The 24,674-nt window shown below is 63.0% G+C and carries 22 protein-coding genes and 1 tRNA gene; 15 read left to right on the forward strand and 8 right to left on the reverse strand.

What is annotated here, in order from left to right; translation table 11 throughout:
- Positions 1-9: 9 nt before the first annotated feature.
- From BP869_RS03720 to mch, 5 genes are all read left to right on the forward strand, one after another.
- Entirely contained in the window at positions 10-1,167 is a 1,158-nt protein-coding gene (locus tag BP869_RS03720) for a cofactor-independent phosphoglycerate mutase (RefSeq protein WP_342677005.1), read from the forward strand.
- 521 nt (positions 1,168-1,688) lie between these two features.
- A complete protein-coding gene (locus BP869_RS03725; protein ID WP_342677007.1) occupies positions 1,689-3,233 on the forward strand; it encodes a beta-ribofuranosylaminobenzene 5'-phosphate synthase in 1,545 nt (514 codons plus the stop codon).
- A 56-nt stretch (positions 3,234-3,289) separates the two neighbouring features.
- On the forward strand, positions 3,290-3,871 hold the full coding sequence (locus BP869_RS03730; protein ID WP_342677009.1) for a hypothetical protein: 582 nt from the start codon (positions 3,290-3,292) through the stop codon (positions 3,869-3,871).
- Positions 3,872-3,931: 60 nt separating this feature from the next.
- Positions 3,932-5,056: an ORC1-type DNA replication protein gene (locus BP869_RS03735; RefSeq protein WP_342677011.1), complete on the forward strand. Its 1,125-nt coding sequence runs from the start codon at positions 3,932-3,934 to the stop codon at positions 5,054-5,056.
- A 62-nt stretch (positions 5,057-5,118) separates the two neighbouring features.
- Positions 5,119-6,063, forward strand: a complete 945-nt coding sequence (gene mch / locus BP869_RS03740) for a methenyltetrahydromethanopterin cyclohydrolase (protein WP_342677013.1) — start codon at positions 5,119-5,121, stop codon at positions 6,061-6,063.
- Positions 6,064-6,101: 38 nt separating this feature from the next.
- Here mch and BP869_RS03745 read toward each other — a convergent pair whose 3' ends face one another.
- Positions 6,102-6,683: a nitroreductase gene (locus tag BP869_RS03745; protein ID WP_342677015.1), complete on the reverse strand. Its 582-nt coding sequence runs from the start codon at positions 6,681-6,683 to the stop codon at positions 6,102-6,104.
- A 79-nt stretch (positions 6,684-6,762) separates the two neighbouring features.
- Between BP869_RS03745 and BP869_RS03750 the strand changes: the two genes are divergently transcribed.
- The 5 genes from BP869_RS03750 to BP869_RS03770 all read left to right on the forward strand — a co-directional run bounded on the left by BP869_RS03750 (position 6,763) and on the right by BP869_RS03770 (position 9,401).
- Entirely contained in the window at positions 6,763-7,356 is a 594-nt protein-coding gene (locus BP869_RS03750; RefSeq protein WP_342677017.1) for a PH domain-containing protein, read from the forward strand.
- A gap of 108 nt (positions 7,357-7,464) precedes the next feature.
- Positions 7,465-7,538: transfer RNA gene (locus BP869_RS03755), tRNA-Val, on the forward strand.
- Between the two features lie 344 nt (positions 7,539-7,882).
- Positions 7,883-8,284 (forward strand): hypothetical protein, encoded by a 402-nt coding sequence (locus BP869_RS03760; protein WP_342677019.1) that lies wholly within the window; start codon positions 7,883-7,885, stop codon positions 8,282-8,284.
- A 213-nt stretch (positions 8,285-8,497) separates the two neighbouring features.
- Positions 8,498-9,019 carry a hypothetical protein gene (locus BP869_RS03765; RefSeq protein ID WP_342677021.1) on the forward strand — a complete coding sequence of 174 codons (522 nt, stop codon included), beginning with the start codon at positions 8,498-8,500 and terminating at the stop codon, positions 9,017-9,019.
- Positions 9,020-9,233: 214 nt separating this feature from the next.
- On the forward strand, positions 9,234-9,401 hold the full coding sequence (locus BP869_RS03770; RefSeq protein ID WP_342677023.1) for a DUF1059 domain-containing protein: 168 nt from the start codon (positions 9,234-9,236) through the stop codon (positions 9,399-9,401).
- A gap of 226 nt (positions 9,402-9,627) precedes the next feature.
- On the opposite strand, the gene BP869_RS03775 is transcribed toward BP869_RS03770, so the two are convergent.
- A complete protein-coding gene (locus BP869_RS03775) occupies positions 9,628-11,337 on the reverse strand; it encodes a chloride channel protein (RefSeq protein WP_342677025.1) in 1,710 nt (569 codons plus the stop codon).
- A gap of 479 nt (positions 11,338-11,816) precedes the next feature.
- On the opposite strand from BP869_RS03775, the gene BP869_RS03780 reads away from it, so the two are divergent.
- Both BP869_RS03780 and BP869_RS03785 read left to right on the forward strand, forming a co-directional pair.
- On the forward strand, positions 11,817-12,683 hold the full coding sequence (locus BP869_RS03780; RefSeq protein WP_067052183.1) for a formate/nitrite transporter family protein: 867 nt from the start codon (positions 11,817-11,819) through the stop codon (positions 12,681-12,683).
- Positions 12,684-12,696: 13 nt separating this feature from the next.
- Complete coding sequence (locus tag BP869_RS03785; protein WP_342677028.1) at positions 12,697-13,203, forward strand: nucleotide-binding protein; 507 nt, start codon at positions 12,697-12,699, stop codon at positions 13,201-13,203.
- A 36-nt stretch (positions 13,204-13,239) separates the two neighbouring features.
- On the opposite strand, the gene BP869_RS03790 is transcribed toward BP869_RS03785, so the two are convergent.
- The 4 genes from BP869_RS03790 to BP869_RS03805 are packed head-to-tail and all read right to left on the reverse strand — an operon-like array spanning position 13,240 to position 20,134.
- Entirely contained in the window at positions 13,240-14,838 is a 1,599-nt protein-coding gene (locus BP869_RS03790) for an ATP-binding protein (protein ID WP_342677030.1), read from the reverse strand.
- The gene (locus tag BP869_RS03795) at positions 14,813-15,838 is read right to left on the reverse strand and encodes a DNA double-strand break repair nuclease NurA (RefSeq protein WP_342677032.1); all 1,026 of its coding nucleotides are present in this window, start codon (positions 15,836-15,838) and stop codon (positions 14,813-14,815) included. Before BP869_RS03795 ends, BP869_RS03790 begins: the two co-directional genes overlap by 26 nt.
- Positions 15,835-18,999 (reverse strand): SMC family ATPase, encoded by a 3,165-nt coding sequence (locus BP869_RS03800; protein WP_342677034.1) that lies wholly within the window; start codon positions 18,997-18,999, stop codon positions 15,835-15,837. Before BP869_RS03800 ends, BP869_RS03795 begins: the two co-directional genes overlap by 4 nt.
- A complete protein-coding gene (locus BP869_RS03805; protein WP_342677035.1) occupies positions 18,986-20,134 on the reverse strand; it encodes an exonuclease SbcCD subunit D in 1,149 nt (382 codons plus the stop codon). Before BP869_RS03805 ends, BP869_RS03800 begins: the two co-directional genes overlap by 14 nt.
- Positions 20,135-20,249: 115 nt before the next feature.
- Between BP869_RS03805 and BP869_RS03810 the strand changes: the two genes are divergently transcribed.
- The 3 genes from BP869_RS03810 to BP869_RS03820 all read left to right on the forward strand — a co-directional run bounded on the left by BP869_RS03810 (position 20,250) and on the right by BP869_RS03820 (position 22,708).
- Complete coding sequence (locus BP869_RS03810) at positions 20,250-20,432, forward strand: hypothetical protein (RefSeq protein WP_300167427.1); 183 nt, start codon at positions 20,250-20,252, stop codon at positions 20,430-20,432.
- Entirely contained in the window at positions 20,429-21,610 is a 1,182-nt protein-coding gene (pscS, locus tag BP869_RS03815; protein WP_342677039.1) for an O-phospho-L-seryl-tRNA:Cys-tRNA synthase, read from the forward strand. The genes BP869_RS03810 and pscS overlap by 4 nt, the downstream gene beginning before the upstream one ends.
- Before the next feature lie 453 nt (positions 21,611-22,063).
- Positions 22,064-22,708, forward strand: a complete 645-nt coding sequence (locus tag BP869_RS03820; RefSeq protein ID WP_342677041.1) for a GNAT family N-acetyltransferase — start codon at positions 22,064-22,066, stop codon at positions 22,706-22,708.
- A gap of 9 nt (positions 22,709-22,717) precedes the next feature.
- Here BP869_RS03820 and thiI read toward each other — a convergent pair whose 3' ends face one another.
- Both thiI and larE read right to left on the reverse strand, forming a co-directional pair.
- Positions 22,718-23,905: a tRNA uracil 4-sulfurtransferase ThiI gene (gene thiI, locus BP869_RS03825; RefSeq protein ID WP_342677043.1), complete on the reverse strand. Its 1,188-nt coding sequence runs from the start codon at positions 23,903-23,905 to the stop codon at positions 22,718-22,720.
- Entirely contained in the window at positions 23,906-24,637 is a 732-nt protein-coding gene (gene larE, locus BP869_RS03830; RefSeq protein ID WP_342677044.1) for an ATP-dependent sacrificial sulfur transferase LarE, read from the reverse strand.
- Between the last annotated feature and the right edge of the window lie 37 nt (positions 24,638-24,674).

Here is a 24,674-nt window from a genome sequence, read left to right on the forward strand (position 1 = left end):
AGACCAGTCATGAAATATATCGTCGTTCTAGGAGACGGCATGGCCGACGAGCCCATCGACGCGCTCGGCGGCATGACCCCCCTCGACTATGCCGACACCCCGAACATGGACCGCATCGCCCGCGAGGGCGCCTGCGGTCTTCTCCGGACGGTGAAGGATGAGTTCGAGCCGGGGAGCGACGTCGCAAACCTATCGGTGCTCGGCTACGACCCGGCCACCTGCTATACCGGCAGGGGCCCTCTCGAAGCCGCGAGCATGGGGATCGACCTCGGGCCGGCAGACTATGCCTACCGCTTCAACCTGGTGACGGTGCGGGACGGCGTCATGGAGGACTTCAATGCCGGGCACATCACGAGCGAGGAGGGGGCCGACCTCATCGGGTCCCTTGCGGTGCCGGGCGCGGACTTCCACCCCGGGATCTCGTACAGGAATCTGATGGTCGTCCACGGCGCAAAGGGGTCTGTGACCACGCCGCCCCACGACATCGTCGGGCAGGCGGTCGGGCCCCACCTCCCCTCAGGCGGGGACGCTCCCCTCCTGATGCGGTGCATGGACGCCGCGAGGGAGGCCTTTGCCGACCACCCGGTGAACCGCGCCCGCGTTGCCGCCGGCAGACTCCCGGCCACGACGATCTGGCCGTGGAGCGGCGGGAAGCGCCCGGCGATCCCTGACTTCAGGGGCCGCTGGGGCCTTGCGGGCGGGATGATCTCGGCGGTCGACCTCCTCAACGGGATCGCCCGCTATGCCGGTATGGAGGTGATCCATGTCCCGGGCGCGACCGGGTTCATCGACACCGACTACCAGGCGAAGGCGCGGTACGCCCTGGACGCGATCGAGCGCCTCGACTTCGTCTATGTCCATGTGGAGGCCCCTGACGAGGCCGGGCACATGGGCGGCGTCGAGGAGAAGGTAAAGGCGATCGAAGGGGTGGACGGTCTCATCGGCACCATCCTGGACAATTTCGACGGCACGGTCGCGGTCCTCCCCGACCACCCGACCCCGATCCGGCTGAAGACCCACACCAGGACGCCGGTGCCCTTCGCGATCCGCGGCGAGGTGAAGGACAGCACCGCCTGCTTCTCTGAGAAGGAAGCGGCGAAGGGCGGGTTCGGCCTGCACGAGGCCGCGGACTTCCTGCCCCTCCTCTTCGGGCGGAAGGCGGCGTGAAGGGCAGGATAGATTTTTCTTTTTTTTTCGGGTCTGGAGATTCCCTTCATGATCGATCGATGTCTGCGGGACCACACGGAGAGCGTCGATCAACTGCCTTCCCAACAATCCTGACCGGGGGACTGCTCGAAGGTCTTCGACCTTCTCATGCTCACTTCGTTCGCACCTCGAAGATCTACGATTTTCTCATGCTCCCTTCGGTCGTCCCCCCTTGCGATTGGCCCCGGGAAGAGTGAACACGAGGTTCAGAGGGGGATATCGCCACTCACCTCCTATCCTGACACGGTACCCTCTCCAGAAAACTCTTCGGAGTTGCGTCGATGGAAACACCGGCGACACATATTCACGCCCGAAAAAAAGTCGCACACACTTCAAAAGGAAAGAGCGGCATCAGCACCCTGCTTCATCATGGATCAGAGGGGGTAACTCTCATCATCTGCCGCTGGTGGGTGTACTATAATATCCTCCCCATGGAATAATGTTCTGACCGTCCCGGCACAGACCTCCGGGACACATGGCTGATGAAGACCATGGCATCATTCAACATCGCCGGAAAACTCCGGGAACTGGAGAAGGATGTCGGCACTCTCTCGCCGATGCAGAAGATCCTCCTCGGCACCGACGGTTCGGTGACCACTCTTCTGGAAAACGTGCTGGGCTGCGAGGTGACCGTGCAGACGCTCTCGCAGGAGGTGGTGCCTGCCGACGAACGCGTGGCGGCATCCCTCGGTATCCGTGCAGGAGAAGAAGTCAACCACCGGATCGTGACCCTGAACGAGAAGGAGAGCGGGAAGGCACTCCTGTACGCGGCGTCCGACACCCCGCTCTCCCGCCTCGACCCCTCATTCAAGAACGACCTGATGCGGGCTGACATCCCGATCGGGCGGATCATGCAGAAGCACCGGATCGAGGCGCGGCGCGAACTCAGCGACGTGCGGGTGTGCCGGGCAGGCACGGGGATCAGCGGCGTCTTCGGCATCTTCCGCCACGAACCCCTCCTCTCCCGCAGGTATCGGATCATCACCCGCGGAGAACCCCTGATCGCCATCAGGGAAACTTTCCCGTACTGCAACTTCACCGACGAGGCCAGGGTGATCGTGGAGGCCCCGGCACGGATCCATATGACCCTCATCGACATGAACGGGAGTTCGGGAAGGGTCGACGGCGGGATCGGCCTCTCTGTCGAGGACCCGGCCGTCGTCGTCGAGGCGAAAAAGAGCGACGGACTCACGGTCAGGGGAGAGGGGGAGAGCGTGGAGAGAGTGAAAAAGACCGCAGAAAAAGTCCTTGCCGCCCTCGGCGTCCGGGGAGGTGCCGAGATCACGCTCCACCGCACCTATCCCGGACACATCGGCCTCGGCAGCGGCACCCAGATCGCCCTCGCCACCGCCCGCGCCCTCACCGCCCTGTACCGGCCCATGGATGTCAGGGAGATCGCGGCGATCGCCGGGAGAGGCGGGACGTCGGGGATCGGGACCGCGGCATTCGAGTTGGGCGGCTTCATCATCGACGGCGGGCACAGTTTCGGCCCCTCGGGAGAGAAGTCGGACTTCAGGCCGTCGGCGGCCTCAGGCGGCGTGAGGCCCGCCCCCGTACTCTTCAGGCACCCCGTCCCCGAGGACTGGCAGATTCTCCTCGCAACCCCTGCCATTCCGGAGGGCGCAAACGGGAAGGTCGAGGTCGACATCTTCAGGCAGTACTGCCCGGTGCCCATCGGCGACGTGCAGGCGCTCTGCCACACGGTGCTGATGCAAATGCTCCCCGGCATCGTCGAGAAAGACCTCGACCTCTTCGGGACGGCGGTGAACGCGATCCAGGGCCTCGGGTTCAAACGTGTCGAACACAGCCTCCAGCCCCCTCTCATCCACGACCTCGTCGCCGCACTCAGGGCCACCGACGCCGCAGGAGTCGGCCTGAGTTCCTTCGGCCCGACTGTCTACGCGATCGGCGACACCGGCATGCAGGACGCCCTCGGGGCCGCGGAGGAGGCGATGGCGGAGACCGGCGGGACGGCGTTCCTCACCCGCGCCCGGAACCGCGGGGCGGACGTCAGGGCATACCCCTGAATCCCCGGACAAATATACACAGATATAGATATGCCGCCCATAGTAGAGTGAGTATCATGCCGGCAAAAAAGACTCTTACCCTTGGAATCACCGTCAACCTGGACAACTACGAGAACCTCCGCCTGGAGGTGAGCGGGGAGGTGGGATCACAGGAGGACGCCGACGACCTCGCGGGCTTCCTCGACACCACCCTCGCACGTCTCGGCAGGGGGGACGAGGCGACGGCCGAGCGTGTGGACGCCTACCGCCGCCGGGTCTTCTCGATGAAACCCGCTGAAACACCCCTGCCCCCGCAGCCCGAAGAGGGGGGCCAGACCGTCCTCGTCCCGATCGAGGCAGAGGAAGCGGAGGCCCCGGAGGCCGTGCCCGAACAGGCGCCGGCGCCGGCGCCAGACGTTGTCGTTGCACCGGAACCGGAACCAGCACCTGCACCACAGCCCGAACCCAGACCGGCACCAGAACCGGCCGCCGCACCCGCACCCGTATCGCAGCCCGAACAGCCGCAGGCCCCCGCGGCGGCCGCCGCCTGTGAAGAGTGCGGCGGGCCCGTCACGAAGACCCAGAAACAGATGAGCAACCTCTTCCTGAACAAGACGCTCTGCAAGGCCTGTATGGACCGCCTGAGCCACCGACAGTGAACAGAAGGTGAAAGTAAAGATCTACAGCCTATAAATAGAGAAAAATCGAGGAAATAGGTGATGACAAAGGATCTCCTCATGTGGGATGAGACACTCTTCAGGGACCCCGAGGTCTTCGAGATCGACTATGTCCCGGAGCAGTTCAACCACAGGGAGACGCAGATGCGGGAACTCGCCTTCCAGATCAGGCCGGGAGCGCGGGGCGGCCGGCCCCTGAACACGATCTGCAGGGGTCTGCCCGGCACCGGCAAGACGACGAGCGTGCGAAAACTCTTCGCCGAGATCGAGGCCGAGACCAAGAAACTCGTGCCCGTCTACGTCAACTGCGAGATCGACAACACGAAGTTCGCCGTCTTCGCCCAGATCTACCGGAAACTCTCCGGCCACCTGCCGCCTGCCTCCGGCACCTCCTTCAAGCAGGTCTTCGACGCCGTCGCCCGGATCCTCCAGAAGGAGGAGATCGTCCTGCTCGTCGCCCTCGACGACGCCAACTACCTCCTGTACGAGAACGAGATCAACCGGGTACTGTACGCCCTCCTGCGGTCGCACGAGTCCTATCCGGGTACCAGGATCGGCGTGATCGCGATCATCTCCGATATGAACGTCGACCTCTCGCGCGAGGTGGACCCGCGGGTCGCCTCGGTCTTCAGGCCGACAGAGATCTATTTCCCCCCGTACTCCGCGGACGAGGCCCGCCACATCCTCACCGAGAGGGTGATGAGCGGCCTGTACCCCGGCGTCCTCTCCGATGCGATGCTCGACCTGGTCGTCGAGCAGACGATGAAGAGCGGCGACCTGCGGGTCGGCCTCGACCTCCTGAAGCGTGCCGCCCTCAATGCCGAGAAGGACGCGAGAAAGAAGATCGAGGAGGACGACATCTGCCTGGCCTACCAGATCTCGAAGTACCTCCACCTCTCCTTCACCCTGCGGACCCTGAAGGACGAGGAAAAAGTCCTCTTAAAGGTCATCGCCGGCATGAGCAGCGAAGGGAAAGAGATGAACGCGGGAGAGGTCTATACCCATGCAAAAGAGGTGATGAAAATCGGCTATACCCGCTTCTACGAGATCGTCAAAAAGCTCGATGCGATGCGGCTGATCAACCTCGATTACAGGCAGGGACGGGGCCGAACGCGTGTTATCACGCTGCGATACGAGCCGCAACGCGTCCTCGAACTCCTGGCCTGAGCGATCGATTGGCAAGTCTTATCTATTCTCTCCGCGTTGTTTATGTGAATGGTGATATTTCCATGCTGAGCGTGAATGAACAGGCCCTTGACATTTTCAACGACATTTTCGAATATCCCGATGATTACAACGCGGCGTCCCATGAACTTGACAACGGCGCCAGGATCGTCGATGCAGGCGTCTCCGTTCCCGGCGGGTACCAGGCCGGCCGGACCTTCACCGAGATCTGCATGGGCGGCCTCGCCGACGTGAACCTCACGATGGGACAGATCAAGGGGATCCCGATGCCCTTCATCGAGGTCTCCACCGACTTCCCCTCGGTCTCCTGCCTCGGCGCCCAGAAGGCCGGCTGGACGATCAAGGTCGGCAACTACTTCGCGATGGGTTCAGGCCCGGCCCGCGCCCTCTCCCTCAAGCCGAAGCACACCTATGAGGTCATCGGATACGAGGACGAGTGCGACTCAGCCGTGATCTGCCTGGAGAGCGACCACCTCCCGAACGGCGAGGTCATGCAGACGATCGCCGACGCGTGCAAGGTGGACGTCGCCAACACCTGCGCCATCGTCGCCCCCACCTCCTCCATCGTCGGCTCGGTCCAGGTCGCCGGCCGTTGCGTGGAGACCGCGGTCTACAAGCTGAACGAACTCGGCTTCGACACCAGGAAGATCGTCGCCGGTTTCGGCACCGCCCCGGTCCCGCCGGTCCGCGGCGCCAAGCGTGCGATGGGTGTCACGAACGACGCCACCATCTACCACGGCCAGATCGCCCTCACCATGAATGCCCCGGAGATCAAGGACTACCTCGGGAAGATCCCGTCCAATACGTCCCAGGGCTACGGCAAGCCTTTCAACGAGATCTTCAAGGAAGCGGGCTACGACTTCTACAAGATCGACACGTCGCTTTTCTCCCCGGCCCAGGTGGTCATCAACGAGATCTCCGAGGGCGTCGTCTATCATGTCGGCGAGGTCAACCCCGACGTGACCCTGCAGTCCTTCGGTCTCCAGTAAACGCTCTTTTCCCGGGGGGCCATACCCCCCTCCAGATTTTATCCGATCCAGGTGATGACAGGGTCGCGCCGGGTCTGCGGTTCGGGCGTACCTTTTGGGTAGCCGAAGATGATCGGCGCCACGGTCCGCCAGCCTTCGGGCACGCCGAGGGCGGCGAGGAACTCGGGGCTGCCGGAGACAGGTTCGGCGGATCCGATCCAGCAGCTCCCGACACCCAGTGCATGGGCGGCGAGCATCATGGTCCCGGCGCAGAGGGTGCAGTCGTAGATGCTGTACCTGTTCCGCACGTCGCCGAGGACGAGGACGAGCACGGGGGCATCGTAGAAGATGTCGTACTCCTCATGTGCAAGGATCTCCCTGTACGCGATGGAGGCCTCGTCGGTGGCGTCCCGGAGGGCTGCACGGAGGAAGGGCTTGCAGTACTCCGAGATCTGTTTCATGAGGGTCTGGTCACGGACGACGATGAACTGCCAGGGCTGGAGGCCGAGGGCCGTTGGGGCATGGATGCCGGCGTCGATGATCGCCTGCACGGTCCCATCGTCGAGGGGTCTGTCCTCATACGACCTGATGCTCCGTCTCCCCCGGATCGCCGCCATGACGGCGTCATGCTCTCTCTGCATGATCCGCCCTCCAACCCCGCGTCATATAAAGGTTCGGCGGCGACCATACCTTGATGTGGCGGGAGGAGAAAATCTGCACATGACGGATTCTATCACAATCGGGGAGGACTTCAAGCCGTCCCCGCAGTTCAAGACATATTATTTCCTCTATCTTTTCCTTACGACACTGGTCGCGGCCGCCTTCATCCTCTTCCCGGTCTCCCTTGCAGGCGAACCGGTGCTCAACGCCCTCTTTGCCGGGGGTCTGATCGCGGTCGTCGTCTTTGTGGCGGTCTGGATCCCGCTCTACTACCGGAGCGTGGTCTACCACCTCGGCGGGACAGAGATGACCTGGAAGAGAGGGGTCTGGTTCAGGGGGACGGGCATCGTCCCGTACAACAGGATCACGAATGTCGATATCGTGCAGGGGCCGCTGATGCGCATCTTCGGCATCTCCGACCTCCGCATCCAGACGGCCGGGTACTCGGCCCAGGCCCAGGCCGAGATCCGCATCCAGGGTGTCGAGGAGCCCGAGGAGGTGCGGGAACTGATCATGGCCCAGGTCCGCGGCAGGCCGCCGGTGGCGGCGACGACAGGGGGCGAGGAGACTGTCCCGGCACCCGAGGACGCGGTGCTCGCCGAACTGCGGGCGATCCGCCGGGTGCTTGAGGGGATGACAGAGAAGAAGGAGTGAATTTTCCCCCCTTTTTTCGTCGACGGCCGGCCGGGAGCGTCACCCGCGGTGCCGCCGGCCCGACAACAGAGATATAAGGAAGAGGGTAAAAGAGTACACGGCATTTCTGGGCTTGTGGTCTAGTCGGTTATGACGTCGCCCTTACACGGCGAAGATCTCCGGTTCGAACCCGGACAGGCCCATCTGTTTTGAACAGGATTTTGCGATATCGTGAATAAAACAGGACTCATTCCTGATTTGGTATTCAGGATTTGAGATTCAATGAATCGAGATGCATTCGTGACTGATTCATGCAAAAATTCTGCCGCTTCATCTGAGAGTGTGAACGTATACTTCTTCCTCTTTCGCTCGTAATTCTTTTCTTTTACCATTTTCTCATCTCTCCTCTTTTCTCATCAACTGTCCATACTGTTTCGGCTGCCCTAACATCTCATGCGGCGCGGATCTGATAAAGAGGGGGTAACAAAAGTGCGGGGCTGAGTTTGTCACCCTCTCTTTATCTGGAGATGATCGCCATGCAGTCGGTATGGAGTACAACGCACAGGGAGAGGTTTTCCACCAAACTACTGTCCGTATCAGAGAGGGGGTCTATTCACTCACTAAAAATGAGGGCATTCCGATCTCCGAGTCGGCAGAGAAGGGTCTGATCGCTGAACTTCGCGCGCGGTATCGAAGTATGAGGGAAGAGGCGATGATCCGAAGAGAGTACCAGGGGCGGAAAGGCCCTCCGGTTCTTCCCGTCACCGACGACAAAGGAGGTGAAAAAACGGCTGTGATGCAAATCCAGAGAAGAGAATGTTCAACAGGCCCTCATAACCAGATGAACATCATCCTCCCTTCAAGTGCCTTCACAAGGGACGCAGTTCCCGTGTGGCTGACAATCGGCCTGATGACATTTGTGATCTTTGCCGCGATGACACGGCAATGATCAGGCAGGGAACTAACACCCCTTGCTGCATTTCCCTATACCATTTTTGCACGCTTCAAACTTCTCTTGGCCGACCGGAGCGATCATACCGCGTCGCGAAGGGTTGAGCGGGTTTCCCACACCAAAGGGAGGCTATGAACAAATAGAAAGGGATATCATCGCACCAGCATATCCGGTTGATTAAGTTGAATCTGTAATTCTGGCGATGATAAAATGGACATTCTGCTTGACACGCTGATTTTTATTCTCACGATTTATCCCCTTCTAGCAATAGTAGGAACAATTGGTGTCGGATTATATGTTAAAATACACCAGAAAAGAAAAACAGGGGATGCTTTTCAATTTGCCACCGCAGCATTCACAATTTTTGTGATAGCATATTTATCAATCCCATTAGTTATGAAATATGAAATCCCACAATATCTATTAAATGAATTTACATTAATGAGCCTAATTCTTGCCTTAATAGCATTAACGTCCAATAACCTAAAAGAACTAAACGCAGATCAACCATTCATATCTTTGAATTCGGAAATCAAAGCCATTCAAGATGAAATTACCACCGAAGGAGAGCAGAACACCCAGAAAATCATCACACAAATAAATCACTTAGAAGAGTCACAAAAGACATTGGCACAACAAATCCAATCCCTGAAGGACAGTATCCTCGCGTCCGAACCCTCAGAGCCACATGAGGGCGATGATGCGGCGGGCCTCTCCACTAAAAAAGAATAATAACGCCAATAACGGTTTGCGGGGAGCGTTTCGATCAATTCAGGATAAACAAAAGCCGACCCGCTCGGGAGGGCAGACACAAAGGGGCAAAAAAGTTTTGTAAAAGGACAAAACAACTCCCGATGGTGTGCGTGAAATTTTCCCCCCATCTCTCAAGAAATCCCAGAGAAAATACTATATCCCATGCATTCTATTGACCGCCCGGTGATGGTATATGCCGTCGTTCAAATGCAAAGACACCGGGCTGAAATGCCCCTTCGAGGCGTCCGAAGCGAATGAGTTCGACCTGGAACAGAAGATCGCCGACCACGCACGGGAGGCACACGACAGAGCGCACCTCTCCGCGGATGAGTGGACGAAGATCAAGAAGGTCATCCACTGAGAAGAGCAGGGCACAATTTTTCCACTCCTTTTTTGCACCCCTTCGTCACCCGACCCTCGCACAGGGGTACCTCCCTTTACCGACGCAGGTACCGCCCGCGGGACGGTGCGGCGAGCAGATCCTCCTGCACAGGCCGATGTCTCCTCCGATCCCATGAGGGAGAGTGCGGACCACGGCATCCCATACCAGAAATTCCCCAGAGCCGAAAAAAAGGGGCCAGACCCGCTCACGGCGCACGGGCGGCGACCGCCTGACTGTGGGCGAGCATCAGGTCTGTCCGCGTGATAAACCCGGCAAGACGCCCGGGGTCGCCGGCCGAGACCACGGGGAGGTGGTGGATGTCATGGTCGATCATCAGGCGCAGGGCCTCCTCCAGGGTCCGGTCCTCGCGTATCGAAACCAGGGACCTCGTCATCCTCTCCCCCACAGGGAGGGAGAGGTCGCCGCCCGCCAGGAGTTCGCGCACGTCCCTCGTCGTGATGATGCCGGCCAGGCGGTCGCCGTCGAGCACCGGATAGCCCGTGTGGTGCGTCGAAGTGATGAGGGAGAAGACCTGCGAACAGGCGTCGGCAGGGGAGAGGGAGATCACACGGTCACGCGGGACCATCACCTCGGCCACCCGGATCTTCTCCAGGATATCGACCTCGAACTCGCCGCGGTGGGCACTGGAGAAGGACTTGTTCCGCACCTGCTCCACGAAGATCGTCTCCTCGCCGGTGAGCACATGGGCGACGGCCACCGCCCCCATCGCGGGCACGAAGAGGGAGAAGTTGCCGGTCATCTCCACGACCATGATCATCACCGCGATGGGCGCGTTCGAGATCGCCCCGAAGAGGGCGATCATGCCGACGACCACAAAACCCGGCACCAGTTCGATGGGTACCATACCGGGCAGGAAGGTGTGGAGGGCCATCCCGACAGCCCCGCCTGTCGCCCCGCCGATGACCAGGCCGGGCGCGAAGACGCCGCCGCTCCCCCCCGACCCGATGGTCAGGGACGTGGTGAGGATCTTGACGAACGGGATGAAGAGGAGGACCGAGAGGGGGAGCATCGAGTACATCGCAAGCTGGATGAAGCCGTAACCGGTACCCAGGCCGGCAAGCCCGATGATCGCGGTCTCAGGCGAGAGGTAGACGAGGGCGACGACAAGGCTGCCGGTGATGAAGGCCCCGGCGAGGGGCTTGACATGCTTCGGGAGATGGTACCTCTCGAAGATCCCGGCAAAGAGGCGTTTCGTCCCGTAGAACGTCCTGATATAGAGAACGCCGACCGCGGCGCAGACCACGCCGAGGAAGAGGAAGAACGGGATCTGGCCGGTCGTCCACTCGACCGCGACCGGCGAGAAGACCGGTTCGAAACCCTCGAATGCACCGAAGATTGCGTACCCGATGACCGAGGCGAGGAAGCCCGGGATGATCGCATCGGACTCGAAGTCCCGGCTGTAGAGCACCTCGGCCGCAAGGATGGCGCCGCCGAGGGGCGCCTTGAAGATCGTCCCTATACCGGCGCCGATACCTGTCGCCAGGGCGATCCGCCGCTCCCTCTCGGAGAGGCCGAGGAGGTCGGCGACAAGGGACCCGAAACCCGCCGACATCTGGGCGGTCGGCCCCTCCCTGCCGGCACTCCCGCCTGTGGAGATGGTGATGATCGCGGTCAGGGCCTTGAGGATGGGGATGCGGCGGCGGATCCGCCCCTCGCCATGGAAGGCCCGGATCGCCGCGTCCGTCCCGTGGCCCTCGGCCTCGGGGGCATAGGTGTACACGAGGAGGCCGGAGACGAGGGCACCAAAGCAGATCACGGGGAGGATGAGCCACGGCGTCTCGGGCGGGGCCCATTGTGAGATCTCGGCTATGCTCTGCCCCTCCTCGGGCAGGTTGAACCCGACGATGGTCTCCATGAAGAAGGAGGTGCCGATCTTGAGGCCCTCGAAGAACAAAAGGGCACCGATTCCAGAAATTATTCCCACGATCACGGATATGAGAAAGATACGCTGTACAGGTGCGGCACCGTCTGACATAATGCAGAATATTGTTGCAGGACAAAGAACATAAAATATATCGCGAAACTGCCTGATAGTCCTGAAATCACCGTATCCTCCGGAAATAGGGAGGCACGGGGGCCGGTGCGCGCCCATGCCCGATCCGGCCTCCAGGGAGGGCAGGGAAGTGGCATCAGGTCATCTCAGGGGGGGAAAAGGCGGACGGCCCGGCATGATACTTATTAACATAACGCATGAGTAAAGATCATATTGTTTACTCCAGCCCTGACAGGTGCTGAAAGGTGTCAGACAAAGAAAAGCCATGTGCAGCAACGATTAGAAAGATTTTAATAAGATTTCGGGGTATTTTAGTTTGACCTATACAAGAAAGGATTTATAGTGTCGGTATAGGTAGGACGTTTAGAGGTGTTAAAAAAATGGTGTTCCATCCTCCAGTAGCAATCGTCGCAAAGGCTGGCGATGCAGGGAAGTACAAGGTTTCCCTGCCCGCATGGAACATGATCCTGAGAGGGTTCATGTCCGGTGCGTACATCGCCATGGGTGCCGGACTGGCAACGGTCTGTGCCACCGGCGTCGCACCGTTCCTCGGTGCGGGTATAGCCAAGCTTGTCCTGGGCGCCGTCTTCCCCGTCGGCCTTATCATCACCGTCATGACCGGTGCAGAACTCTTCACCGGTGACGCGATGTTCGCCCCGATGGCGGCATTCATCCACAAGGTCTCCTGGGCAAGCGTGCTCAATCTCTGGCTCTGGGTCTACATCGGCAACCTCATCGGTTCCCTTGTCTACGCCTACATCATGGCCTACGGCCCCCTGACCTCCTGGTCGGCCGCCGGTGTCGGCACAGCAACCGCCTTCGGCGTCAATGCAGTCGGTATCGCCGCAGGCAAGACCTCTTATCTTGGCGCAGCAGCCCTCTGGTCCTGCTTCCTCAAGGCCATCGGTTGTAACTGGCTCGTCAACCTCGCCATCCTCCTCGGCATCTGCGCCGACGACGCGATCGGCAAGATTGTCGGCATCTGGTTCCCGATCATGGCCTTCGTTTCCACCGGCTTCGAGCACTGTGTCGCGAACATGTACTTCATCCCCGCAGGCATCCTGACAATGCCGTACCTCTCCGCTGAACAGGCGGCAGGTATCGCTGGCCTCAGCAACCTCGGCTGGGTGACCATGTGGACGAACAACATCATCATCGTCACCCTCGGCAACATCGTCGGTGGCCTGCTCTTCGTCGGTGTTATCTACTGGGTCGCCTTCCGGAAGGAAATCGCCGCACTCAAGTAAACCCGAGCAGACAATGGAAATAAAGAATGTCAATGTGCGAATATCGGCCGTTTCCCTGGCCGTATTCGCATTTTTTACCATTCTGGTCGTTTTTGCAGTCGCTCTTACAGGAGACCTCTCGATCCTCATCTGGGGAATTCCGACTCTCGTCCTCCTCATCATCATCCCGGGCATGCTCAACTACATGAGCCAGAGCCAGTACGCAGGCCTGGTCCCGGTCTATGAGAAGGAAGCAAAGGACGTCAGGGCCAGGGCAATCACCATGGCCATGATCGGAAAGCCCGTCAGGCTTCGCGGCACCGTCAAAACGGTGAAGTTCCGCTACCTCAACAGGCCCCACTACATCGTCGAGGACACCAGCGGCGAGATGACGGTGAAGATGTTCACCACGCCGCAGGAAGACGTGCAGGAAGGGGACAGGGTCGAGATCCTGGGCCTTGTGATCAAGCGCTACGTGGTATCGGGCGACGCCGTGGTCAACTGCGTCTCGATCAGGCGGATCAAAAAAGAAGAACAGTAAAGCCCGCAAGGGATTGTTAAGGAGAGGATGGGGCTTTCAGGAAAAGCCCCGTTTCAGTCCTTCCCCGGGAGACGGGCGTACACTTTTGTTGCATTCCTTGAGATAATCGTCGAAGAGATGGATCCTGGTGCTCACCGGGAAGGGGATCTTCAGGGTAGAGATCACCGCTTCGCCGGCGTCGAGAGTCTGGATCTCGGTGTCCATCTTTGAAAGATCCTGTTTTGCGCTGCTTGCGATGGTGTCGCGGTCGCCCCGGTCGCCAAGCCCCATCACCACGAAGGTGTTCAACTGGGCAAGGACGCGGGGGTCGATGTTCTTCGGCTGCTGGGTGACGACGCAGAGGCCGACGCCGAACTTGCGCCCCTCCATCGCAGCCTCCCTGAAGATCTGGGTCCGCCGTCCGCCCGCGCCGAGGACGCGCTGCGCCTCCTCGATCGCGATCAGGACCTGCGGCGGTTTTTCATCCCGGCCGACGCCCCACTCCCTGTGGCGTTCCATGATCTGCCGGGTGATCACCGAGAGGACGAAGAGTTCGCTCCTCTCGCCCATGCCGGGGATGTCGATGAGGACGACCCTGTTCTCGTCGAGGGCCCGCATGATCTCCGGGATGGACGAACCCCTTTCGCGGAAGAACCGGCCGTTCACCCGTGTCAGGATATCAAAGTGGCGCTTGAGGACATTCAGGGGACCGGGATGGGAGGTCCGGAGTTTGTCCGCGATCCACCCGAAGTCCCCGACGTACTCTTTCTTGTCGAAATCGGCGAACTCGGTCTCCCGGAAAAAGGCGATGAGGTCTGACCCCTTCTCGTCCTCAAGGATTTCGAGGGCGTCGTGCTGCGGTTCCGAGTGGTCGAAGAGGATGTTCAGGTCGGAGGCCCTGATGTCGTCGTACTCGAGCCAGAGGCGGTTGAGGTGGTACGTCTTCATCTTCTCGGCATCGATGGTGAAGACGGACAGTCCGTCCAGGGCCGCGGTGACGTGGATGAGGCCCTTTGTCGCATCGCCTGTGGACGAGCGGCCGCCCGTGGCGTACTCGCCGTGCGGGTCGACGATGAGCATGCCAAACTGCTTCGCCTTCATGCAGGAGGCGGAGAAGACCTTCATGAAGTTGCTCTTGCCCATGCCTGTGGTCGCAAAGACCCCCATGTGCTGGGCCATCACCTCTGCATGGAGGGCGACCGGCACCCCCTCGACGACGCCCTGGCCCGTCTTCAGGAGGCCGACCTCGATCTCGCCCATCTCCTCCTTCAGGAAGGCGAAGTCGTCGGCCGTCGGGTTGGCGACGACCTCGGAGAACTTCGAGGGGAGGGTGTTCGGTTTCCTGAACCGGCCGTCGCCGTCGAGGTAGCCGAGGGGCACCGCCTCGACGCCCAGGAAGACGTCCTCGCCCAGTTCGTAGAAGTGCGCGGTGTGAGGGCGGGTGTCCCATTTCGGGTCGGCGAAGTTGCAGTCGTGGCAGATCTCGGTCACCTTCGCAAAGAAGGTGAGGCCCTTCGTCTCGTCCCGGATCTTCAGGAGGTCGCCGACGAAGATCCTGCTGTCATGGGGGACGATGAACCTGTACGAGAGGACCTTCTCGCCGATGAGCCTGAACTTGGCCGGGTCGGCATTATCGATAGGATGCAAATGTGTCATGGTAGTCACCGAAATAGGCGCGGAAATCCGCGTTTTTCATGCCCGTCTCGCTCATGCGGCGGATGAGGGCCTGCCTGACCATATCCACCTGGTCCTTCCCGATCGCCGCGAAACGGTGGGCGTCGAAGAGGGGGAAGGGGTAGCCGGTGACCCTTCCATCGTTCGCATAGGAGGCGAGGGCGGCAAAGGTGGCCCTGACCGCCGCCGCCGGCGCCCCTGCCGGGAGGTCGACCTTGAAGGCGCGGGGAGATCTGGGGTGGAGGGAGGCGACATAGGTCGCGCTGAAGTCCCACTGGCGGTACCTCACCGCGTCCAGGACATACGGCGGGACGGCGAGGTGCCAGGCCCCTGCCACCCCGAGGTCGCGGGCAAGGGCCTCGGCCGCGGGGACGAGGGGGATGCCGCCGCCCCAGGTGGACGACGCCATCTTGGTCACCGCGGCGACGAGGACGCCGCGGGACCGGGCTGTGTCGAGGATTTCTTTGAGGACAGGGCGGTGGCTCTCGTGGTCGACACGCAGGGCGCCGTCGAGGAGGAGGACGTCGCCCCTGTCGAGGGTCTCGGCGAGGCGGAGGGCCGTCCAGTACTCGAGGGTGTCCCTGAACGCGGCCGCGGCGCGGGAGAGGTTCTCGTTGTCAAGGGGTTCCCTGGGCGTGTCCTCGAAGCACTCCCGGTAGAGGGCTTCATAGGCCGTGTTCTTTTCTTCCGGCCCGATCCTGAAGGCCCGGAGGGACGTCTCCCCGGCATGGTCCCGCCGGCCGGCAAGGAATGTCGTCTCGACGGCACGGACGAGCACGACGGAGAAACTCCCGGTCTCAAGGACCATGGCATTGCTCCCGTCCACCGCGGCGACAGAGCCCCCAAAGCCCGTGCCGCAGGAGGAGAAGGAGGAGAGGTCAAAGCCACCGGCGCGGGCAAAGCGCGAGGCCATGTCTGCCGGGCGGATCTGCCCGAGATAGCCGATGATGCCGGCGAGGTCGCCCTCGTCGAGGGGGATCACCTGTCCGCCTCCTCGATGTGGCTCTCGGGGCCGGGCCCGAGTTCGACCCGCAGGGTCGTCTCGAACTCGTCCTGGACCTCGCCGACATGGGAGATGAGGAAGATCTGGGGGAAGTGGGCCTCCTGTGTCCTGAGGGCCCTGACCAGGTTGGCCCGCCTCTCTTCGTCCTGGCTGCCGAAGATCTCGTCGAAGATCAGGACGGCGGGGTCGTGCATGCCCCGCATGCCGGCGAGGTACCGGGAGAGGGCGATGCGGAGGGCGATCGCGATGTCGTCCTGCTCGCCCCCGGAGAAACGGTCGGCCGGGTAGTCTGCCCCCATGTCATTGACCAGGAGGGTGAAGGTGTCGTCGAAGGAGACGGTGTCGTACCGGCCGTCGGTGATCTCGGCGAGCACCTCGCCGACGACCCCTTCGAGCTGGCCGCGCACGACGCCGAGGAGGTAGGCGATGTACTCGGAGAGGAGGGAACGGGTCAGTTTCAGGTTCTCCCTCTCCTCGCCGAGAGCGGCGACCCTGTCCCTGAACTCACGCACCTGCCTGAGTTTCCCGGCGATCTCCCCCTCCTTCTCGACGAGGTGGGCGAGGGCGGCCTGGAACTTCGTGGTCTCCGCCTGCTTTTCCTGGACCGCGTCCGCGGCCCTCGCGGCCTTCTCCCGCGCCCCGGCAAGGCGGTCGGGGTCGAAGGCGAGGGCCTCGATATCGTGCCCGACGGCGGCACGGCGTTCCTCCGCGGCGGCGAGGGCCGATTTCGCACCTCCCAGCCTCTTTTCCAGGTCAGGGAGGCGGGCCGCCTCACGCTCGCACGCGAGGTACCGGCGGTGCTTCTCTTCGGCCGCCTCCCTCGCCCCGGCGAGACGGGCATACCCGGCCTCGTCGAAGCCGACCTCGTCCCTCTCTGCCGTGCATGCCGCGATCAAACCGTCGATGCGGGCGAGGGCGGCACTCACCTCCCGGCGATCGGCCTCCACCTGCGGACGCCTCTCGCACTTCGTCTTCAATGCGAGGTACTCCTGCCAGAGGGGTTCGAGACGCCTGTACTCCTCGTCGAGGGCGGCCTTCCGGTTCGGGTCGTAGGCGAAGGCCTCGCAGTCGGCGCGGGCGACCTCGGCGGCGACAAGCGCCGTCGCGGCCTCGGCGTCGAGGGCCTCCAGGTCCCCGGCCTTCGAGGGGAGGACCGCGACCTCGCCGGAAAGCCTGTCGTACCTCTCCTTGAGACGGGAGAGGGCGGCGAGGCGCCTGGCCACCTCCGCGTGACGGGCGGGGTCGTAGGTGCCGGCGGCGCGTTCCTCGGTCTCCAGGCGCTCCCTGAGGGCGTCGCACCGGCGCGTCTGCTCCGCACATCTCTCCTCCTGTGCGGAGATACCGGCCATGAGGGCCTGGAGGGCCTGGCGGCGGCCTTCGATCTCCTGTATCCCGGCCTGCACCGCGGCACGGTCCCTGTCGATGCGGGCGATCTCCCTGTCGAGGGTGCGGGCCTCCTCCTCGCCTGCCGCCGCCGTCCTCTCCAGGTCGGCGACAAGGCCCCCATAATGCCCGCCAAGGGGGCGGTGGCAGGTGGGGCAGGGGGAGTCAGGCCCGAGGGACGCAACCTCCGCAAGGTGCGCCCTGAGAGACTCTACCTGTTCGGTGCAGGCCTTCTTCTTCGCCTCCGCGGCGGCGCGGGCGCGGGTGAGGTCGTCCCTCCTCTCCCCGGCCGCCTTCAGGTCCGCGGCAGGGTCGCCGGCCGACTTTACGTCCTTTTTCAGGCCCTCGACCGTTGCCTGAAGCGCTGCCTCTTCCCTCTCCGCCGTTGCGATCTCGCCCCTGATGCGGAGGGCCTCGCGGGCATGGACCGCGGCCAGGTCGAGCGCCTCCTTCTCCTGGAGGAGGTCGTCGTACCCGGCAAGGTCGGCCTCAAGGTCGGCGCACTCCGCGTCTTTCTCCCTGAGAGCTCCGACCTCCCGGACGAGTCCGGCCATCGCCCTCCCCAGCGCGGCGACATGCTGCTCCGCGGCGCGGACACTCCCGGCAAGGTCGCGGTGCCTGATCTCGTCGGCCGCACAGGCCTCGCGTGCCCCGAGCACCTCGTCCCGCCGTGCGGCAACGGGCGCAAGGTCCCGGCACCGGGCGAGGTCGGCGTCGAGTCCTTCGAGCGTGCGTGCAAGGGTGTCGAGACGATCGGCCTCGCGTCGCCGTTCGCCGCCGAGAGAGGAGAGACGTGTCGAGAGGAGGTCGTGGCTCTGCTTCTTCCGGCCCCACTCCTCAGAGGCCTCCTGGAGGGCCGCGTACTCCTCCTCTGCCGCGGCGAGGGTATCGTACTCACCGAGGCGTTCCCGAATATCGCTGATGTCCTTCTCAAGCCCCGATGCCTCGGCCGCGTACCGTTCTTTCTCCCTGACGGCAGAGGCCTGTGCCTCGCCGAGGCGCGCTGCCTCGCGGCCTGCCGCATCGAGGGCGGCGAGGTCGGCACCGGCCGCGTCCCTCTCCGCACAGAGGGAGACCAGGGCCCCGGTGCATGCCTCCATACCGGCCCTGGCGGCGTCGTTATCTGCCCGGCAGATCTCCATCCCGCTCTCCAGCGCCTCCTCGTCGAGGACGGAGAGGGCGCCCTCGGCACGGCTGATGGCCGCCTCGACGGCGTCGATCTCCCCCTTCAGGGCGGCCTGCCCCTCGTCCTTCAGGTAGTCGATGCCGAGGGCCTTCATGAACCACTCCCGCCTGGCCGCCGGCCTCTCGTCAAGGAGGGCGAGCAGGTCCTTCTGGGCGGCAAAGACCGTGCTCCTGAAGTCGGCCGGCCCCATGCCGAGGACCCGCAGCACCTCCGCGGCGACAGCGCTCACCCCCTCGGCCAGCTGCTTCTCGCCCCCGTCCATGAAGAGGGAGGCATTGTGCTGGGTGGAACTCCCGGTCTTCCTGAAGGTCCGCTGGACGACGTACTCCTCGCCGCCGGCCGAGAACTCCAGGACGACCTCGCACTTCTCCTTCGGGCCGGCAAAGGAGGAGACGACGTACTCGCCGTCGACCCCGCCCTGCACGCCGTACAGCGCGAAGAGGACGGCGTCGGTGATCGTGCTCTTGCCCGCGCCGTTGTTCCCGACGATGCCGGTGATCCCGTCGCGGAAGAGGATCTCCTCGTCCCGGTAACGCTTGAAGTTACGGAGGACGAGTTTATGCAGGAGCATCGTCGACCTCCTGGCGCTCCCTGATCACCGTCTTCAGGACCTCCTGCCCCTTTTTGAGGACGTACGCCTCCCTCTCCGGGGGGAGGTGCTTCTCGCCCAGGAACCGCCCGAACTCGGCGACATAGTCGAGGCCGGCAAGGTCGCCGCCGGCAAGGCGGGGAACCTCCTCCTCGGCCACCTCGGCCCTCACCTTCAGGTCGAGGAGGCGGTCGGCGGCACAGGCAGGGCCGCGGCGCCCGAGGTCGCGGAGCGTCTCCCGCCCCACACCGGCGACCGTGACCTGGCACATCGCATGGGGCGCGGCGACCCTCTCCACCGCGCCGGCGATCGCGTCGGCGACCCCGCCGGCCGAAAGATCGGCGCAGTCCAGGGTGCCGAGGTCGTACATCGGTGTCTTCGGGAGGAGGAGGGGCGTGACCCGACCCGTCGCCGTGTCGACGACAAGGCCCCCCTTCCTGTCATGGATCTCGCCGTACGTGCAGTGTTCCAGGGACCCACTGTACCAGGCGCGGTTGCCGACCTGCATCTGCCCGTGGTAGTGGCCGAGGGCGATGTAGTCGAAGTCGTCGGAGATCATCGTGTTGTCGATCTCGTGCTCCGCTATTGTGTGGAGTTTTTTGTCGGCGACCATGCTCGCGAGGCCGTGGGTGACCAGCACATTGGCCGATGAGGGAGAGAGGTCGACCCCGTCGAAGGCGACCCTGTAATCGCCGGCTTCGAGCATGTTCGGGATGAGGTGGAAGACGGTGTCGCCGACCTCCACCCTCTCGTATCTGTACCGGTACGCGGCATGGACCTCGGCGCCATGGTATGCGAGCACGGCAAAGGGCGACTCGGTGTACCTGGTCTTCGCCATCGAGTGGTTGCCGGCGATGAGGATGAGGGGGACGCCCGCGTCCTGCAGCCTGTCCAGGGCCTCAAGGACTGTCGTGTAGGCCCTGGTCTTCGGCCTGACAGTGTGGAAGAGGTCGCCCGCGTGGACGACGGCGTCGGGCCTCTCCCTGATGACCATGTCGACGGCCGCAAGAAAATTCTCGTAGACCAGTTTTTCCCGCAGGTTCATCCCGGTCTCGGGGTCGATTTTATTGAAGGCCGCAAGGCCGAGGTGCGTATCGGCAATATGGACGAATTTCATCTTTATCAAGACCTCATCTGCCGGTCGTATATAGAGCTCTCCGGCGGACCCTGAAAGTGAAGGGGAGCGTCACCACTATCTAATAGCGGGTGCACAATATGAGGGTGGTGATTCTGTGACACAGCGGGCTGTGGACGCAATATTTCAGGCGATGTTCCTCCTCACCGATCTGCGGGTGCTGATGCGGGAGACGGCGCCCCTTCACGATCTCGACGAGGAGCAGCGGGCAAAGGCCGCAAAGGCCCTGGAAAAACTGAAAAAACAGATCAATACTCTTGAGCAGGAGCTGGCCCGATGAAGTGCACGGCCGATATCGAGGCACGCGACCTCGAAGAGATGTCCATCAATATCGACCCGATCCAGGCCGGCGGCAGGCTGACCGCGGACGCGATGAAGGCGATCATCGCCTGGGGCGACGGCTACTCGGTCTGCGACAACTGCAGGAAACCTTTCAGGCTGGACTACATCGAAAAGCCGGCCATCAACGTCTTCCACGACGACCTGGCGGCATTCGTCGGCATGGACGAGGCGCGGGTCGTGCCCGGCGCGAGGCGCGGCTTCCAGGCGGTCGCCGGCACCTATGTGCAGAAGGGCGACCCGGTGATGCTCACCGGCCTCTCCCACTACACCGAGTTCCTGGCCGTCGAGAACACCGGGGGCGTGCCCCTGGAGATCCCGAAGGACGGGAAGAATATCATCAGGGCCGAGGCGGCGGCGGAGAAACTCGAAGAGGCGGTGCGGACCTTCGGGCGGCCGCCTGTCCTCCTCTTCATCGACCATGTCGACTACCAGTACGGCAACCTCCATGAGGTGAAGGAGATCGCCCGCGTCGCCCACCAGTACGACGTCCCCGTCCTCCTAAACGGCGCCTACACGGTCGGCATCCTGCCGGTGGACGGGAAAGCGCTCGGCGTCGACTTCGTCGTCGGGTCGGGGCACAAGAGCATGGCGGCGCCGGCGCCCTCGGGCGTGCTCGCCACGACCGCGGAGCGTGCCGACGAGGTCTTCAGGACGACGACGATCAAGGGAGACGTCACGGGCCGGACCTTCGGGTTGAAGGAGGTGGAGATGATGGGCTGCACCCTGATGGGCGTCACCCTCATGGGCATGATGGCCTCCTTCCCGCACGTGCAGGAGCGGGTGAACCACTGGGAGGAGCACCTTGCCAATGGCACGCTCTTCGTCGACGCCCTTGCCTCGATCGAGGGGACGGAGATCAGGTCCGAGATGCCGCGGCGCCACACCCTGACCCGCGTCGACACGACCGCCTCCTTCGATCGGGTGGCCGAGACCCACAAAAAACGCGGTTTCTTCCTCTCCTCCGCGCTGAAGAAGAAGGGGATCGTCGGCGTCATTCCCGGGGCGACGAAGGTCTGGAAGTTCAACACCTACGGCCTCTCCCGGGCGCAGGTGGAGTACCTCGCCGCCGCGTACCTGGAGATCGCGGAGGAGAACGGGCTTTCCGTCTCCGCGTAAGGATAGGATAGAGTGCCGGCCCTGAAGGGGTCGGTGCGGTTCTTTTTTTCTATCACATTTTTTTTTCTATCACATTGTTCCGGATAGAGTCTTATGGAAATCTGGAGGGAACTTGAAAAGACGAAGGCTTCGAAGAAAATCCCGGGAGAAACATGGGAAGGCATTATCTCCAGGGATAAATCGGTGGAGCGGCATCTTGTCCGGGGGGCATCGCTCGAAAACGTTCCGTTTTCTCAAGCTCCCTTCGGTCGCACCCCCGGTCCCCCCACCATTAGGATAGGGGAGGGATGGTAACCTCCTCCTTCAGGATCTCTGCTCTGTCTTCCCGGGGTTTATCCTGAGTCGGGGACGACCAGAGGGAGTCGAGAAGACGAGGGCTTTCGAGGCCAGCACCCCCGGGCAGAAAACCATAACATCTCAGAATCTATTCCATGATGCCATGGGGGGATCACCGTGCCGGCAGACCTCGGCGACCTTCTGCGCCTGAAAAAGGATCAGGTCGGCCCTGCTGCCGAAATGCTCGCCCGGGCCTTCGATCAGGACCCGAAGATGGACTATTTCGCTCCCGACGACGGGACGCGGGGGACGATCGCGCGTCACCACTTCGAGTTCCTGCTCAGGTACGGCCTGATCTACGGGGAGGTCTACGCGACATCGCCGCGGCTGGAGGGCGTCGCGGTCTGGCTCCCCGCAAAAAAGGTGGAGATCACCCTCTGGAGGGCCTTCCGGGCCGGGCTCTTCCGGTTCAGGAAGGGAGTCGGGAAAGAGGCCATGGAACGCATCATCTCCTTCTCGGAGTACGTCGACGGCCTCCACCGCCGGCATATGCCCGGCCCCCACCACTATCTCTTCTTCATCGGCGTGGACCCGACCTTCCAGGGAAAGGGGCATGCGAGCCGCCTTATCCGTCCGATGCTCGACCGCCTGGACAGGGAGGGACTCCCCTGCCATCTCGTCACCCAGAACGAGCAGAACGTGGCGCTGTACGAGCACTACGGCTTTCGGGTGATCGAACACACCGTCGTCCCCGGGACAGAGGTGGGGAACTGGGCGATGGTGTGGGAGGGAGGAAAAAATCCCGGTTCCGCTACGCAGTGAAGAAACTCCTCAGGCCCCTTCCTCTTCGCCGACAATCTTCCCGTTCTTCGCCCTGACCCGCCTGAGAGTCTCCATCGCCGCGGCCACCAGGTCGTCGACCCCGATCTTCTCCTCCGCAGCTTCGATCTTTGTGACGTCGGCCTTCGTCGCCGGTTTTTTCGGGACGGCCCGGCACGCGAGGTCGCCGGCATCGTCGTCGAAGGTGCCGATCATCCGGGCGAGATCGATCGCCTCGGCCTTCTCGTAGGTGAGAAGGGGGCGGAGGACAGGGAGAGTCGCCGCCGCCTCGATCACCCCGAGGTTCACCAGGGTCTGGGACGCCACCTGGCCGAGGTTGTCCCCGGTGACGACCGCGAGCGCCCCCTCCTTCCGGGCGACGGCGTCGGCCATCCTGGCCATGAAGCGCTTGCAGAGGATGCAGCGGTAGTGGTACTCCCCCGACGCCGTCATCGCGTCGAAGAAGGGCTCCATATCCGCGACGACCAGGTCGAGGGGTCGGCCCATGCACCAGGTCGAGAGGACGGCATGGTGGCGGATGACCGCGTCCCGCACCGCCTCCCCCTGCCAGCGCCCCGCGTCCAGGGAGAGGTGGGTGACCGTGCAGCCCCGGCGCATCATCAGCCAGCTCGCGACAGGCGAGTCGATCCCGGCGGAGAGGAGGGTGAGCACCCGGTCCTGCGTCCCGAAGGGCAGGCCGCGGGGCGCCGGGATACGTTCGTCGTACACGAGCCCGCCGTACGGCCGCGCCTCGACAAAGACCTCGTAGTCGGGATGGGAGAGGTCGACCCTGAGGCCAGGGATCGCGTCATAGATCACGCTCCCGACCTCGGCCCCGATCTCCGGGCTCGTATAGCCCTCCACCCCTTCCCTCTTCGCCCGGACCGCGAAACTCATGCCTGCCCGCAGGTGGCGGCGCGCCCGCTCCAGGGCCGCCGCCCCCATCTCGGGGATGGTGGTCCCTGTCCGGGTGCAGACCGCCACATCGACGATCCCGAAGGTCCGGGAGACGACACCGGCGATCCCATCGACGTCAGGGCCGTGCACCAGGATACGGTCCCGTCGCACCTCGATATCGTGCTCGGCCCCGGCGGCCGTAAGGGCCAGGTCGATGTTCTGCCTGAGCATCCGCATGTAGACTTTCTTGACCGCCTCGCTCTTCAGGAAAAGTTCGCCAAAACGCAGGAGCACCGTTCCCATTTACACACCTCTGATCGTCACGTCGTCAAAACCGATGGCCCGGACACGCTCGATGAGCGCCCGTGCCTCGTCCTCGTGCCCGGCAGGCACCTCGACCCTGGCCGAGCGCCCCTGCACCCGCACCCGCACGCGGCCGGGTATCCTCTCCCTGAGGATGGCCTCGGCCTCGCCGACGAGCCCGAGTTTTTCGGGCGTCACCTCCTCGCCGACAGGGAGGCGGGTCGCAAGGCAGGAGGAGGATGGCCTGACAGGCACGCCGAAGGCGCGGGCCATGGCGACGATCTCCTCCCTGCCGATCCCGCAGGCCGCAAAGGGACTCTCGACCCCCAGTTCGCGGAGGGCCCGCAGGCCCGGACGGTCTGCCGGGTCGTCGCCCGCATGGGTGCCGTCGACGACATGGGCGTAGCCGTGCTCCTCCGCCCACGCGAGGACCGCCTCCATCATCAGCCTCTTGCAGACATAGCACCGCTCAGCGGTGTTGTGCCTGACCGCGTCGACGGCAAGCATCTCGACCCTGACCGCCGCGTGGGGCACGCCAAGGGAGGCCGCGACCTTCGCCGCAATCCCGGCCTCGGCCGGGGCCGCAAGCCCGGTCTCCACTGTCACCGCCGCCGTCCTGACGCCGGCCCGCGCCGCCGCCGCAAGGAGGACCGCACTGTCGGTCCCGCCCGAGAGGGCGACGACAAGAGGGGCATGCTCACGGAGATAACTGCAGAGGCAGTCGGGAATCATGCCATCTGGTGGGCGCTGATCTCAGATGAAGATTGGG

The organism is Methanofollis sp. UBA420 (genome assembly GCF_002498315.1).
In the GTDB taxonomy this organism is placed as follows: Archaea; Halobacteriota; Methanomicrobia; order Methanomicrobiales; family Methanofollaceae; genus Methanofollis.

Coding starts and splice junctions, on each gene's coding strand:
- thiI (WP_342677043.1), bottom strand. CDS start 23,905: ATGGGAACGGTGCTCCTGCGTTTTGGCGAACTTTTCCTGAAGAGCGAG.
- BP869_RS03805 (WP_342677035.1), bottom strand. CDS start 20,134: ATGAAATTCGTCCATATTGCCGATACGCACCTCGGCCTTGCGGCCTTC.
- BP869_RS03735 (WP_342677011.1), top strand. CDS start 3,932: ATGACAAAGGATCTCCTCATGTGGGATGAGACACTCTTCAGGGACCCC.
- BP869_RS03720 (WP_342677005.1), top strand. CDS start 10: ATGAAATATATCGTCGTTCTAGGAGACGGCATGGCCGACGAGCCCATC.
- BP869_RS03785 (WP_342677028.1), top strand. CDS start 12,697: ATGGAAATAAAGAATGTCAATGTGCGAATATCGGCCGTTTCCCTGGCC.
- larE (WP_342677044.1), bottom strand. CDS start 24,637: ATGATTCCCGACTGCCTCTGCAGTTATCTCCGTGAGCATGCCCCTCTT.
- BP869_RS03745 (WP_342677015.1), bottom strand. CDS start 6,683: ATGCAGAGAGAGCATGACGCCGTCATGGCGGCGATCCGGGGGAGACGG.
- BP869_RS03750 (WP_342677017.1), top strand. CDS start 6,763: ATGACGGATTCTATCACAATCGGGGAGGACTTCAAGCCGTCCCCGCAG.
- BP869_RS03765 (WP_342677021.1), top strand. CDS start 8,498: ATGGACATTCTGCTTGACACGCTGATTTTTATTCTCACGATTTATCCC.
- BP869_RS03790 (WP_342677030.1), bottom strand. CDS start 14,838: ATGACACATTTGCATCCTATCGATAATGCCGACCCGGCCAAGTTCAGG.
- mch (WP_342677013.1), top strand. CDS start 5,119: ATGCTGAGCGTGAATGAACAGGCCCTTGACATTTTCAACGACATTTTC.
- BP869_RS03770 (WP_342677023.1), top strand. CDS start 9,234: ATGCCGTCGTTCAAATGCAAAGACACCGGGCTGAAATGCCCCTTCGAG.
- BP869_RS03730 (WP_342677009.1), top strand. CDS start 3,290: ATGCCGGCAAAAAAGACTCTTACCCTTGGAATCACCGTCAACCTGGAC.
- BP869_RS03800 (WP_342677034.1), bottom strand. CDS start 18,999: ATGCTCCTGCATAAACTCGTCCTCCGTAACTTCAAGCGTTACCGGGAC.
- BP869_RS03760 (WP_342677019.1), top strand. CDS start 7,883: ATGGAGTACAACGCACAGGGAGAGGTTTTCCACCAAACTACTGTCCGT.
- pscS (WP_342677039.1), top strand. CDS start 20,429: ATGAAGTGCACGGCCGATATCGAGGCACGCGACCTCGAAGAGATGTCC.
- BP869_RS03780 (WP_067052183.1), top strand. CDS start 11,817: ATGGTGTTCCATCCTCCAGTAGCAATCGTCGCAAAGGCTGGCGATGCA.
- BP869_RS03725 (WP_342677007.1), top strand. CDS start 1,689: ATGAAGACCATGGCATCATTCAACATCGCCGGAAAACTCCGGGAACTG.